The organism is Autumnicola tepida (assembly GCF_031846485.1).
In the GTDB taxonomy this organism is placed as follows: domain Bacteria; phylum Bacteroidota; class Bacteroidia; order Flavobacteriales; family Flavobacteriaceae; genus Autumnicola; species Autumnicola tepida.
Window position 1 is genome coordinate 1 of sequence record NZ_JAVRHQ010000018.1, and the last position, 13,831, is coordinate 13,831.

The window sequence follows — 13,831 nt, forward strand, 5'->3', positions numbered from 1 at the left end:
ACTTCCCACTTTCCACTCCCCACTCCCCACTCTTCACTAAAAATCAGCTTTTTTCCTCCTTATTAAAATAAACCAGGTAATAATACATCTGTTTTTCTTCATCCCATCCTTTTTCCACGAATTTTTCAGCAGATTCCGGATTAACGAAATCCATTTTAATCTGGATATTGGTGTCTAAATTTATCACATTTTTGATTTTCTTACGGGCGGCAGTTACGGCAGTGTTGGCGATAGGAAAATCTGATAAATCTTCGATCTTATATTTCGGAGCTTTTTCAACTTTATAATTCTGGAATTCCGGTACCAGCTGCGGATTATCAATTACGGAATTCAGGAAGTTGCTTTCTTCAAACTTGTCATTTTTAGCGAAGTAATCCATACTCCGGTTCATAAACATGACTTCTTCTTTTTTATCTTCCGCAGGTAAAACCACGTCTTTAGCGAAATTCTTACAGAAGTTGAGGTAATTTTTGGTATTGAAGTTTTCATCTGCCAGCACATCTACGCCCAGAAAATTCTCCAGCCAGTATTTCGTATCATATCGGTTAGAATCCACTGAAAGGATCTTATAACCTTCAGCCCTGTTTTTATTAAAAATCAAGGCTCCTTTGTCCAGTTTGTTGAGGTTAATTCCCTGCTGTACGATCATATCCAGCACGCTTCCTTTTTCTTCAAACTGAAGAAAATCATGCTTTAATTCAGATTTAAAGATACCAATAGCAGGCATTTTCTCATTGTCCAGCTGCATGTTGTCAAAATAAACCACATATACTTCCCCGCTTTTGATGTGAGGGTGAGAAGATTGTTCGAATAACAAGGTTGTTATCTTTTTAGAAACTTCATGGATCCGGTCCGAACTATCAAAAACAGCGTTTGCGAAATTATAGAGTTCGTTGAATTCCAAATCTGCTTCATGAACAAAATGGTAATAGTTTTCTTCCTTTTCCCGGAAAGATTTCAGGAAAAATTCCTTGATAAGCGGTTTAATTTCATCTTCCAGGTTATAAGGACTGGCAGAAAGGAATATTCCCTCATTCCTGCTCTTGTTTCCTACTCGGTGAATGGAAAGCGATTCAATTTGGGCATTAAAAAGGTTGATCATTAAAAGTCGAAAGGTTAAAAGTTATAAGTGAAAAGTGAAAAATTAAGGCTGTAATTTAAAAAAAAGGTTCAGAGAATTTGTTGAAAACTTCAATTTACAAATGGGTTTTCCTTTTCTGCCAAACACAAATTGTAAATGTTTTTGAAAATTTTAGATGAAAACTATAAAGCTGCGTATAGATGCTGGAAAGGGCTTATGGCTAATTCCAGTTTTCATCAAAGGAGAGGTTGTCGTAATCGTCAATGTCAAAATCATCATCAAAATCGGCACTTCCTTCTTCCTCTTCAGCAACAAACTCTTTTTCCGGGGCATTGGCAGGAATCTGTCCGTGTACAAACATCAGGTTTGGGTAGTCTATAGTGTCTTCCGGTTCGGCAATTTCAGCTAATTCCACTAAAAAAGTCCACATATTAAAGAAGTCGTAAACATAGATCAATCTGGTGTCATCTTCAGAAAGTATACTATCCAGGCTGGTTTCGTTCATAAGGCGAACTTCCCCGCCCATGTCAAACTGAGAAAATTCTTCTCCCTGGTTCCAGTCTTCATCACTTGCATAAAAAGAAGCCATCTCTGTACCATCAAAACCAAAAGATTGTACGATGGTATTGTGGAGGTCTTCCAGGGTGCTGTCCTGCAGCAGCTCTATGTCTCTAAAAACGTCTTCCTCTGCATCAAGAATCACTCTAAATCTATAAACCATAGCTGTAAATTTTAGGTTGCAAAGTTACGAACTTTTGTAGTTTTTAGGGGCATGAAGGCATTCCATTAACATATAGAACTGTACTCCAAAAAACAGCGATGCAATAACCAGGTGCAAAGGCTGACTAAGGTAAGGGAAGTGGAAATTGAACATGGCTATACCGGTGGCGATCTCGCACAGGATCAAAAAGACAATCCAGTTAATTTTAGAAAAATTTAAACCGAATTTCCTGTTTTGCCACCAAAGTAAAAAATTAATCAGCAGGACGAGCAATGAAAAAGAACGATGAAAATAGAAGGTGAAATTTGGATTTTGAAGCCATAAATCTTCGGTGCCATATCCTAAGCTTCTTACCTGTTCATCTATAAAATGCCGTACCTGTGTGCCTATTGCTACCTGCACCAGGGTGAGAATTATGGCAAAAATGAGCAGATTTTTAAAACTGTTTTTGCTGAAGTGTTCCCTGTTTTTTTCAGAAGAAATATAGATGAGATAAAGCAGGATGGCAACAATAAGTAAAGCCATGAGCATGTGAATGGTGATTTTGGCCGGTGCTAAAACGGAGTATACCACAGTTGCCCCCAGCCACGCCTGAAAGCCCATAAGAAAAACAGTAAGCCAGGAAAGAAGGGGAATTCTTTTTTTTGACTTCCATTTCCGGAAAGACAAAACTGCCATTATCAGTACCGCGAAACCTGCCAGTGCGCCTGCCAACCTGTTAATATATTCTACCCAGGTATGGATTGGATTAAAAATAGCGTAATCATGTTTGGTGTAATTCTCCCAGTTTTCGGGATTATATTCTGCGGAAGAAGTAAAGTCTGATGCAGCCATTTTCAGGCTTTCATCCACAATAATTACCTGCCCTTCTCTGTATTCTTTTTGCGGCTGAAATAAAAGTTCAGATTCTTCAGTAGGAGGGATGTAATAGCCGAAGCATTTTGGCCAGTCCGGGCAGCCCATTCCGGAACCCGTCATTCTTACTACCGCCCCGGCAATGATCACCAGATAAACCAGGACGAGCGCTATTTTTACAGATTTTCGATACACTTTTTCAGCTGAAGTTTTAATTTTGCTCACTACTCACTGGTTTTAATCCCAGCTTTTCGCCTCTTTTCAGCATAAAGTTGCGGGCGGCATCATATTCGTTGGGAATTTCTCCTTCCAGAATAGCTTCCTTAATGGCGTCTTTAATAAGCCCCACTTCCCTCGAAGGTTTGAGGTTGAATGTTTCCATTATCTCTTCTCCACTTACCGGCGGCTGAAAATTGCGAATATGGTCTCGTTCTTCAACTTCTTTTATTTTTTGCCTTACAATTTTAAAGTTATTGTGGTAGCGGTTAAAACGCCTGGGATTCTTCGTGGTAATATCGGCTTCACACAACGTCATGAGGTCTTCAATATTATCACCGGCATCAAATACGAGGCGGCGTACTGCCGAATCTGTGGTATTATCATCTACAATGGCGATAGGGCGGGAGCTCATTAATACCATTTTTTGGACAAATTTCATTTTGTCATTTAACGGCAACCTCATTCGCTTAAATAGTTTAAAAACCATTTTGGCGCCTACAAATTCATGCCCGTGAAAAGTCCAGCCTATTTTCTTATGGAATTTCTTTGTTGGCGCTTTGCCAATGTCATGTAAGAGCGCAGCCCAACGCAGCCAGAGATCATCGGTATTTTCTGAAATATTATCCACAACTTCCAACGTATGCCAAAAGTTATCTTTATGCCGCTGGCCTTCAATTTCATCTATTCCTTCAAGAGCGGTAAGTTCCGGCAGGATTAGTTTTAAGAGTTTTGTTTTATGAAGCAGCGCAAAGCCTATGGAAGGTTTTTCTGAAAGAAGGATTTTATTCAGTTCTTCTACAATACGTTCTTTTGAAATGATCTTGATGCGGCTCCTGTTTTTCCTGATCGCGTCCAGGGATTCTTTTTCAATTTTGAAATTGAGCTGGGAGGCAAAACGTATTGCGCGAAGCATGCGCAGGGGATCGTCAGAATAGGTAACGTCCGGGTCCAGCGGTGTCCGGATGATTTGGGATTTCAAATCCTGAAATCCGCCAAACGGATCGAGAAGATCACCAAAATTTTCTTTATTCAGGCTAAGAGCAAGGGCATTAATGGTAAAATCGCGCCGGTTCTGGTCGTCTTGCAGGGAACCATTTTCCACAATGGGATTGCGGCTGTGTTCGCGATAGCTCTCTTTCCTGGCACCCACAAATTCAATTTCCATATTAAAGGCGCGCAGCATGGCTGTGCCATAATTTTTAAAAACCTGAACCTTTGGTTTATGAGGTAGCAATTCCGACACTTTTTTAGCAAGTTCAATGCCGCTTCCCACAGCAACCACATCGATGTCTTTGGGATCTCCCCGCTGTAAAAGGTGGTCTCTAACAAAACCGCCAATTACATAACTTTCTACTTCTAATTCTTCAGCAGCAAGGGAAATCACCTTGAAAATTTCGTGTTGTAAGGCTTCTTTATAATTTTTCACTACTTGGGATTCTTTTTAAAATTTAAACACGAATAACGAATATATGTTTGAAGAAACCTCCCAGGTTTTAAAGACCTGGGAGGTTTGCTTTCGCTTAAAATAAATTCGTGGTAAAAAAATTATTTTCTTACCACTTTTACCTTACCATCGTTGCTTAACTTAATAATTGCTGAGGGTTTAGCGGATTTTTTTGACTGCTGCAAATTTACTACATAGTCCACACCTTTTAAAATTTCCGGGCTGATTTGAGAGAAGGATTCCGGGGTTTTTTGTCCACTAATATTTGCCGAAGTAGAAACCAAAGGCCTCCTGAACCTTCTGGTCAATTCTTTGCAAAATTTATCCTTTGTCACCCTTATAGCAAGGGAATTATCTTCAGCGATAAGATTTTCAGCCACTCTAATGGGATCATCGTAAATAATGGTGGTAGGTTTACTGGCATACTTGAGAATGTCATAAGCAACTTCAGGGACATTTTCTATGTATTCATTCAGCATTTTAAAATCGGAAACCAGGCAAATAAGCGATTTGGATTCACTTCTTTTTTTCAGTTGAAAAACTTTATCTATGGCATCGGGATTTGTTGCATCGCACCCAATTCCCCAAACAGTATCAGTAGGGTAAAGTATTGTGCCGCCGCGTTTGAGAACTTTGATGGTTTCCTGTATTTCAGTTTTAAATTCGTCTTTCATTTAATACGTCTTTATATTCTTGCAGGGTTTCCCTGGCCATTTGTTTAGTGGTGAAATTTTTCAGCAGGTTCTTATGAGCCGCTTCAGTAAAAGTTTTTGCTGTTTCTTTATTTTCTAACATAAAGATGATCTGTTCAGCAAGCTTTTCAGCATTAAAAGCATCGGCTAAAAGCCCATTTTCCATATGGCTCACAATTTCGGGAATTCCGCCAACATTTGTGGAAACAATGGGAATTTTATGAAAAGCAGCTTCATAAATCACATTTGGTAAACCTTCACTTTTGGAAGTGAGGATTAAAACATCAAAAGCGGGCAAACAGGAAGAGGCGTCAGGTAGAAATCCATAGAAGTTTAGATGTTCTTCCAGCCTTAGTTCTTTCAGTTTTTTTTGAAGCCCCGGAGTTTCCCTGTCAAAACCACCAATTTGAACAAAATGCACATCTTTGCGGTCATTTTTATGGATGAGGTGGTGCGCCACTTTCAGGAAAGTTTCAAGATTTTTCGGCCAGGTATGATTAGCGATATTGCCTATAATTTTTTTCCCCTCAGGAATTTTTAAGGTTTTCCTTATTACTTCCGGTTTTAGAAGCTGTTTTTCCCGTTGCGGCCTGAAACCGTGATATATTTGCTTCAGTTTAAATTCCTCAACAATACCGGACATTACTTTTTTGCTTTCTTCTGAAACACACAAGATGCGCCGTATTTTAGGATAATTGTATTTGTATAGCGTGCTTTTCCTGTTTTTGATGGGAAAGGAAGTTTTTTTGCTGAAAATAAAAGGTGGGAGATTGGTGAATTTATCTGCAGCAATGGCCAGTGCAAGGGCTTTGGGATCATGAATATGTATAATATCAATATCTTCCTTTCTGCAAACCACCATTATTTTTAAGGCGTACCGAAAGTCGAAATTGGTAAAAACGGGAGAAGTGCAATGCCTGATATTTTGCTTTTGCAGGCTTTGCTCAAAAAGGTCACCTTTCCTGCACAATACAATATTGGTCGCTTCCGGATGGTGCTCAGCCATTTCCAGGCACAGGTTTTCGATATGTTTTTCCCCGCCGCCCCAACTTCTAACTGCAGATAAATGAAGGATTTTCATTAGGTCTTTCTCTTTTTCGTTGAAGCAATGGTTATATTTGCGAAGGTATAATAAATCTTTTCTGTAATTGAATTGAACGGCAAATGAGTGCCAAAATAGTTATTTAATCTGCCATTTTTGGAAGGTATGAGAGGATTAATTCCGCAACCTGAATTGGCCGGGTTTGCTTGCGCTTTGGATTTACTTATTTTACAGATTCACCGAAAATTGTAAGCCTTGAAAGATTATAGTGGTAAAAAAAAAGCTATAATTTCTGAAGCTTAAAGTTAATGCAAACTCAAAAAGGTAACTTTGCTGAAAATTTCGGGAAAAAATATGAAAGTAATCATAGATGAAGCATATTCTTCTAATAAAGAAGAAATTTTTAAGGCTCTTGACAACTTTGAAAAGGAAGGGCGCAAAATTGGTCCAGGCAAAAGAAATATTATTAAAGCAGTGTCCCTTGATGAGAAGGAATTGAACATCAAATCTTTTAAAGTTCCCAATGCTGTCAACAAAATTGCCTACCGCTTCTTCAGGAAATCAAAAGCCGAAAGATCCTTCTATTATGCTCAGGAACTTATAAATAGAGGAATAAATACCCCGGCTCCTGTAGCCTACGCCGAAGAAGTTACGCCAATGGTTTTATTGAAGAGCTTTTATGTGAGTGAACAGCTTCATTACGATTTGACCTTTAGAGATCTGGATACTGAAAAGGAGGGGCATGAAGAAATTCTGCGGGCTTTTACTCATTTTACTCATGAGCTACATGAAAAAAATATTGAATTTTTAGATCATTCCCCGGGAAATACCCTGATCCAAATTAAAAATGACAACTTTCAGTTTTATCTTGTTGATCTAAATAGGATGAATTTTAAAGAATTGAGCTATACCGAAAGACTCCGCAACTTTGAGCGGCTATCAAGAGAGAAGGCGGTGTACGAGATTATGGCTCATGAATATGCTAAAATCATCAACCAACCTGCTGCGGAAGTTTTTGAGCAGATGTGGCATTATAATCAGGTGTTTTTTGCTAAGCGAGTTAAAAAAACCAGGCTTAAAAATAGATTGAAGAGGAATTAGACTGCTTCAATTGACGATTGAAAAAATTAGAGAAATGATTTTTTCAGGTCAAGAATCATACATCTCTTCATTATTTTTTAAGAAATTCTTTCAAAATTTTACACTCTGCTGCTTATTTTTTGCGCTCATCTAAATTCTAAACCTTAAATTATTCGTTGTTCCACCTCTAATTTAACCTGATAATTTTCCCAAACCTTTTCCTGAATAACGTTAATTAATTTTATTATATCCTGTCCAGAAGCGTTATTGTAATTAACAATAAAACCTGCATGTTTTTCAGAGACTTGTGCGCCACCGATTGATAAGCCTTTAAGACCCAGTTCTTCTATCATGGTTCCAACATAATATCCCCTAGGCCTCTTAAATACACTACCTGCATTTGGAAAATCTTTTGGTTGTTTTGCCCATCGACTTTCTTTGATCCTCTCCATGTCCTGTTGGATTTTAGCAGGATCTCCGTTTTTTAAACGTAACCATACTTTCAGGATAATTTTATCTAAGTTTCGCTGAAAAAAGCTATTACGGTATTCGAACCCAATCTCTTCATTTAAAATTTCCTTTATCTGTAAATCTTTTAAATCTAAGTAGCGAACTTTTGTTAGTACATCCTTTATTTCAATTCCACTGGCTCCTGCATTCATTACAACAGCCCCTCCTAAAGAACTAGGTATATCATAAAATATTTCCAGACCCACAAGAGAATTAGCTTTTGCAAGTTCGCTAAGGGATTTCATATCTAACCCGGCTTCCGCTTCAACAATTGTTTCATCAATAATATTGGAGCTGGAAAAAGCCGGACCTATTATAATAAAATCTTCTTCATAAAATGGTTTTGACAGAATAACATTGAAACCTCCTCCCAGAATAACTTTTTTTCTATCAGCATAATTCCTGTAAATCGTCACAAAATCTTTTTCAGTTTCGGGGAAGAATGCTCTTCTACATCGTGATGCTACTCTATAACTGTTATAAAGCTTGAGTTCCTGATCATTAGTGATTATCATTGATTGTTCTTTACAATTAACCTTCAATATTTATTTCCACCCCTAATTTTTGCAATTTTTCCTGAAGATTGTTATAACCTCTAAGAGCCATTTCAACCTTGTTGATGGTGGATTCACCTTCGGCGAGTAAAGCTCCTAACACCAAGGCCATGCTTCCTCTTAAATCTGTAGAAACCACCGTTGCACTGACTGGGACGGTATTTTTGCTGCCCTTAGTAGTAATCTTACCTGTTTCCCAATCAACCTTGTCTGGATACATTTTTATTAGTTCTTCACAGTATTTTAATCTTTTCGGATACCGGTAATCAAATATTCTACTAATTCCATCTGCATGTAATCCTAAAAGGACATAAAATGGCTGCATATCAGATATAATACCAGGATGAGTTCCTGTGGCTAATTCAAATGGTTGTATAGCTCCGTTTACTAAACAATTGGGTGAAATATGTATATTCCGGCTATTTTTATAAAAATCAATTCCTGCTTCCTTGAGGTGCCGAAGTGGTATCTCCATTGTATTAAATGGAACATCTTCTATAGTGATATCTCCTTTGGACAACACTCCGTACACAATCCAGGTAAGGGCTTCAATTCTATCGGGCATTACCTGAAATATGGAACCTTGCAAATAATCTTTTCCCGTAACCTCTATAAAGCTATTCCCGATTACTTTAATCTTTACTCCAAGAGTTCTCAGAAATTTGATAAGGTCTTCTACCTCTGGCGATATATAGGCATTTTTGATTATTGTTGTTCCTTCAGCTATTGAAGAACAAATCAGTGCACTTTCAGTCCCACCTATAGTTGTGATAGGAAAATCAATTTCACCTGCTTTTAAACCCATTTTGGCACTAACTTCAATGTAGTCCTGTTTTTCGACAACTTTTGCACCCAATCGTTCCCAAACCATAATATGAAGATCATAGCCCCTATCACCAATCTTGCAACCTCCAGGATATGGTATTTTTGCATTACTCGATTTTTTTAACAATCCGGGTACCAATAGATAAGTGGTTCGAATTGGATAGTTATAATCATTGAGTAGTTTGTCTTCCAAAAGAGTAGGGTCAACAAGAACAGTTTCCTCTTTCCTGTTTACCTCTACCCGTCCACCACATGCTCTTATAAAATCGAATTTGTGGTTTGCATCCACAAGTTCAGTAGGAAAATTTTCTAGTCTCACCTCCTCATCCGCAATAAGGGATGCAGCTAATAACCGGGTAGCGGAGTTCTTTGCACCACTCACCTTAATTTTTCCCTGGGGCACTTGTTTTCCTTTTATTATTGCAGTGAGATTTTCCATTTAGAATTTAAAAATTTTAGAAATTAAAGAATTATTAATGCTTTTCTAGTTACTCTAACAGCTTAAAAAATCTAGAGTTTATTAAAATATTCTAATTTTTACAGGTATAAAAGCTGTTTTTTTACTTTATGATCAGTAACATCTTAATTTTTACTTAATCTTGATTCTATCCAAGATAATATGTAGTCCAGGATTTTATCATTTGCCATATCCAAACTTTGAAATGTGATGAACAGTTTATTCTCGTCTTTTTTAAACCGCTCCAACTTTAACTTAGTCAACCATAAATTTTTGTACGATCGAAAGTATGTTAATTGTGAAGACTTCTGGTGACGATAAGTGCCGTTTTTTATTTCTAAATGCTCAGATAATGAAGATATAAGAAATTGATTTTTATTTCTAAACCTGTGTTTTATGTTATTTCTAAGTAAAGTAGGATCCTTTTTAAAGAAGTTCATTAGGGTCGATTTTCTTACACTAACCGGAGTGTGAAAACGCCTGACATATTTATCCATTTGGGCTAATTTCGCGCTATTTTGTTGACGCTCCTTAAAACTGATTTTGCCGTTTTTTATAGGAATGTTTAAAAAAGTCAAAATTTCACGGTAGAATTTTCTTAATGTTCTATTTTCATTAAAATGTTGCCATTTACCTCTTATAATGGGTTCTCCATTAATAAAGAAATCATTTACCGATACTTCTTTCATGATAAAAAAATCATCATTTAAAATGATAAAGTGCTCAGATAAGTTGGGTATTCTAAATAACATAGAGATAATAGAGGACGAGTTGAAGGTGGGTAAATATTCTTCATATCCGTGAAAGATAACTTTATGATCAACCAGTTCTAAGTTTATACTTTTTTCCTGAGCTAAGGATTTTAGAGAATCGAAGGAGTCAGGCGACTGATTATCGGTAACTAAGAAAATATTCCTAATAAATGGAGCAAACTTAATTATAGACTTAATCGCAATGTCAATTTCCCCAATGGAATTATATCGTTTAAGGTGATTTTCAGAAGAGAAATTTATTTTCTTTTCAGAATAAGCATTGATTTTTCCCTGCCAGTTTTTGTCGTTTCCGTTGACCCAGGTTATAACGGCATCAACTTGAATATTTTCTACAGGTTCTGTCATTCGATAAGAGTTTAAATAGCTTCCTGGAATAAGAATTAATTTTTTCTATACTAAGTCTAATTTTCAGATTTTGAATGGCACAAAAAGTCTGTAAAATCTAACAAGTTAAAATAACTTCTCCATTTCAATGCTGAAAATTGCAAAATTAGTTTTCAATGTTTTATTGTAGGAGGTTTCCATTATGTTTTGAGCGATAAAAACCAAGTTTTCTTCTAACCTTGAATTTCCTAATTAAATTAAGAGGTTTCTTTTTCAGATGGGATCTATCGCTATTTAAAAAATCGATACAACTATTAATCACACGTTGGCTTGAATTACCATCGTAATAAGGGTGAGTAACATCAATATAATCCTGAATTGCTTCCATAAGAGGTTGCGGACTGTTTAAAGCTTTGGAAATGGCATCTTCAATTTCGACAACTTTAGTAATATTAATAAGGTGCTCTCCTGGCTTATTATTTTTAAAAGTTACTACAGGTTTTTTCTGAAGTATAAACTCGGTGATTGCAGAAGTTGTATCAGAAAACATAATATCTGCCTGTTTAAAGAGCGGTATTATATCTGTGGTGTCATAATAAGTAAGATTTTCATTTTGAATAGACTTGAAAATTTCTATCTTATCCTTAGCCAATTTTGGATGTAAAACGACCTTGAATTCCCATTTTCCTTTTTTAGATAATCTTTTTATTTCATTTATGACCTCTTCTACATATGTCAGGCTATATTTAGGGGAGAAGGTCGAAGAGATCAAAATTACAGGTTTTTCTGTAGAATTTTTCTCTATTGGGAATAAAGGATCTACTTTAGACCAACCTGTTTCTATAACCTCAAAATGTTTGTGTTTCTTCTGTAACTTCTTGAATGGTTCTGTGGTAGAAGGTCCTTGAGTGCAGTACAAGTCAAAAAATCCTCTAATTCTGAAATGACCTTTTTTGAAACTATGTTTGTTAGCCAAGAAACCATGAAAAATCTGAACTTTAATTCCAGGAATAAAATCGGCAATGCTGTCTGTAATACTTAAAACAATATGTGGCTGGTACCTAATGGCTTCCCGAATGTCCGGCACCACTTCTTTCTCATTACTAAATTTCCTCCTTGTTTCCTCCTCATCGGCAAACCATTTTACTTCATAACCTCTCCTGAGAATTTCCTCTTCCAGGGGTTCTCCTATAGGAAAAGCATAGGAATAACTAATGTAGATAAGGAAGCGGTAATTCATAGATCAAGATTTTTAAGAAAAGATTCCAGCTTTGGTTCTATTAGTTCCGGCTTGAATAATTTATAAAATTTGCGGTTTTTAGCCCTGATTTCCTTTTCTTTTTTATTCTGAAAAAGTTCCGGTTTGTAATCTTCCAGATGAACAGAAACTTTATCCTTATCATTACAGTAGATTCCCCAGTAATTCTTTTTTATAGAAGGAGAATGTATGGAGAAAGTAGGAATTGTAAGTGCTTTGGCAATGTTTGCCGCTCCACCTTCATTTCCTATAAAAATATCACAGTTGGCACAATTCGCGATAAAATCTTTGAGTTCACTGGCATAAAGCTTTAAAAAAATCTTTGATCTGGTTCCCGCAGAACAAAGATCATAAATGGCTAAGGCTTCTTTTTCCTGTGACGGAGAATAATTGAGCAAAATCTGACCATCCTTTACCTGTTTTACCACTGTATCCAGTATTTTGGCCATATAAGCAGGAGGATAACTTTTGTTCCCGGAGCTTCCCACAATTCCGCACATGATAAGAGAATTTTTATGGCAAATCCCGCCTTCTTCAAGATGATTAGCAGCTTTTTCTTTCTGAAATTGGTTCAGGTATATTTTTGGGCGGGCGTGCATAGGAAAATCCTTATGAAGCGCCTGCAGAAACTGCATCCGGTTTTCTATGGCAAGGCCCGCACAGGTCGCCGGATTTTTTATATGCTGAAATGTTTGTGTGTAGAAATGGCTGGTATAATTTTTCTGATAACTCAGCCTGGAAATTGCTCCTGAAAATAATGAAATGATCCCCGTGCTTATTTTGGAATATACATCTATAACATCTGTATAATTTTCCTGCCTGATGCGATTTACAAATTGAAGGAATTTTACCGGGTTTTTATTGAGTTTGGGGTTGTAGAGAATAAATTTATCAATAAAGGGATTGTTTTGAACAACCGGAAGGGTATGGGGCTGAATAAGATAATGCAGCTCTGCCTCAGGAAACTTTTTTCGAAGGGCTTCAAAGAGGATTGAGGATGTAAGCACATCCCCAATCATTTTCTGCTGTATTACGAGTAATTTCATCCCTTCCTAAATTCCTCGAAAGGAGGAACCTTTTAATTATTTTAGTAGCTGTTGTTTATTCTCCCCCTTAGGGGGAGTTAGAGGGGGCTCTTATACCGCAACATCATATTCTCTTAATGCTTCATTAAGAGAGGTTTTCTTATTGGTGCTTTCCTTCCTTTTTCCAATAATTAAAGCGCAGGGCACCTGGTACTCTCCCGCCGGAAATTTTTTAGTGTAGCTTCCCGGAATAACCACAGATCTTGCCGGAACATAACCTTTAAATTGTTTAGGCTCATCTCCCGTTACGTCAATAATCTTAGTAGAGCCGGTAAGCACCACGTTGGCTCCAAGCACAGCTTCCTTCTCAACCCTTATGCCTTCAACCACGATACTTCTTGAGCCAAGAAAAGCATTATCTTCAATAATAACCGGTGCGGCCTGCAAAGGTTCCAAAACACCACCAATTCCAACGCCGCCGCTTAAATGCACATTTTTGCCAATCTGGGCACAACTACCCACGGTGGCCCAGGTATCTACCATAGTGCCTTCATCTACGTAAGCACCAATATTCACATAGCTGGGCATCATGATCACGCCGCTGGAGATATAAGCGCCATGACGCGCCACAGCATTTGGTACCACCCGGATTCCTTTTTCTTTATAACCTTTTTTCAGGGGCATTTTATCGTGATATTCAAAAATTCCTGCTTCCAAAGTTTCCATCTTCTGAATGGGAAAATATAGTACCACGGCTTTTTTCACCCATTCATTTACCTGCCAGCCATCGGCAGTAGGCTGGGCTGTTCTAAGTTTTCCCTGGTCCAGCAGTTCTATTACCTCCCGGATAGCATCGGTAGTTTCTTTATTTTTTAGTAAGTCCCGGTTTTCCCAGGCTTCTGTTATTTTAGCTTCTAATTGGTCCATTCTGAAAATTTTTTAGCAAATATAACAGCTTATGTCCAATTTTT

13 protein-coding genes are annotated in these 13,831 nt (G+C 37.3%); 1 reads left to right on the top strand and 12 read right to left on the bottom strand.

Annotated elements, in window-relative coordinates; genetic code table 11:
- Nucleotides 1–43: 43 nt before the first annotated feature.
- The 6 genes from RM553_RS13605 to RM553_RS13630 form a co-directional block, all read right to left on the bottom strand.
- Complete coding sequence (locus RM553_RS13605) at nt 44–1,102, bottom strand: nucleoid-associated protein (protein WP_311535489.1); 1,059 nt, start codon at nt 1,100–1,102, stop codon at nt 44–46.
- A 199-nt stretch (nt 1,103–1,301) separates the two neighbouring features.
- Nucleotides 1,302–1,802 (bottom strand): IS1096 element passenger TnpR family protein, encoded by a 501-nt coding sequence (locus tag RM553_RS13610; RefSeq protein ID WP_311535490.1) that lies wholly within the window; start codon nt 1,800–1,802, stop codon nt 1,302–1,304.
- Between the two features lie 24 nt (nt 1,803–1,826).
- Nucleotides 1,827–2,852: a COX15/CtaA family protein gene (locus RM553_RS13615; protein WP_311535572.1), complete on the bottom strand. Its 1,026-nt coding sequence runs from the start codon at nt 2,850–2,852 to the stop codon at nt 1,827–1,829.
- Between the two features lie 16 nt (nt 2,853–2,868).
- A complete protein-coding gene (locus RM553_RS13620) occupies nt 2,869–4,302 on the bottom strand; it encodes a CCA tRNA nucleotidyltransferase (RefSeq protein WP_311535491.1) in 1,434 nt (477 codons plus the stop codon).
- Between the two features lie 119 nt (nt 4,303–4,421).
- On the bottom strand, nt 4,422–4,994 hold the full coding sequence (locus RM553_RS13625) for an L-threonylcarbamoyladenylate synthase (RefSeq protein WP_311535492.1): 573 nt from the start codon (nt 4,992–4,994) through the stop codon (nt 4,422–4,424).
- Nucleotides 4,978–6,093, bottom strand: coding sequence for a glycosyltransferase family 4 protein (locus tag RM553_RS13630; protein WP_311535493.1), 1,116 nt, complete (start codon nt 6,091–6,093; stop codon nt 4,978–4,980). The genes RM553_RS13625 and RM553_RS13630 overlap by 17 nt, the downstream gene beginning before the upstream one ends.
- Nucleotides 6,094–6,408: 315 nt before the next feature.
- Between RM553_RS13630 and RM553_RS13635 the strand changes: the two genes are divergently transcribed.
- Nucleotides 6,409–7,155: a lipopolysaccharide kinase InaA family protein gene (locus tag RM553_RS13635; protein ID WP_311535494.1), complete on the top strand. Its 747-nt coding sequence runs from the start codon at nt 6,409–6,411 to the stop codon at nt 7,153–7,155.
- A gap of 143 nt (nt 7,156–7,298) precedes the next feature.
- On the opposite strand, the gene murB is transcribed toward RM553_RS13635, so the two are convergent.
- The 6 genes from murB to RM553_RS13665 all read right to left on the bottom strand — a co-directional run bounded on the left by murB (nt 7,299) and on the right by RM553_RS13665 (nt 13,787).
- Nucleotides 7,299–8,159, bottom strand: a complete 861-nt coding sequence (gene murB / locus RM553_RS13640) for a UDP-N-acetylmuramate dehydrogenase (protein ID WP_311535495.1) — start codon at nt 8,157–8,159, stop codon at nt 7,299–7,301.
- Between the two features lie 16 nt (nt 8,160–8,175).
- A complete protein-coding gene (locus RM553_RS13645; RefSeq protein ID WP_311535496.1) occupies nt 8,176–9,462 on the bottom strand; it encodes a UDP-N-acetylglucosamine 1-carboxyvinyltransferase in 1,287 nt (428 codons plus the stop codon).
- 143 nt (nt 9,463–9,605) lie between these two features.
- Entirely contained in the window at nt 9,606–10,598 is a 993-nt protein-coding gene (locus RM553_RS13650; RefSeq protein ID WP_311535497.1) for a Stealth CR1 domain-containing protein, read from the bottom strand.
- 160 nt (nt 10,599–10,758) lie between these two features.
- Nucleotides 10,759–11,817, bottom strand: coding sequence for a CDP-glycerol glycerophosphotransferase family protein (locus RM553_RS13655; protein WP_311535498.1), 1,059 nt, complete (start codon nt 11,815–11,817; stop codon nt 10,759–10,761).
- Entirely contained in the window at nt 11,814–12,881 is a 1,068-nt protein-coding gene (locus RM553_RS13660) for a glycosyltransferase family 9 protein (RefSeq protein WP_311535499.1), read from the bottom strand. Before RM553_RS13660 ends, RM553_RS13655 begins: the two co-directional genes overlap by 4 nt.
- A gap of 90 nt (nt 12,882–12,971) precedes the next feature.
- On the bottom strand, nt 12,972–13,787 hold the full coding sequence (locus RM553_RS13665; RefSeq protein ID WP_311535500.1) for a 2,3,4,5-tetrahydropyridine-2,6-dicarboxylate N-succinyltransferase: 816 nt from the start codon (nt 13,785–13,787) through the stop codon (nt 12,972–12,974).
- Nucleotides 13,788–13,831: the final 44 nt, after the last annotated feature.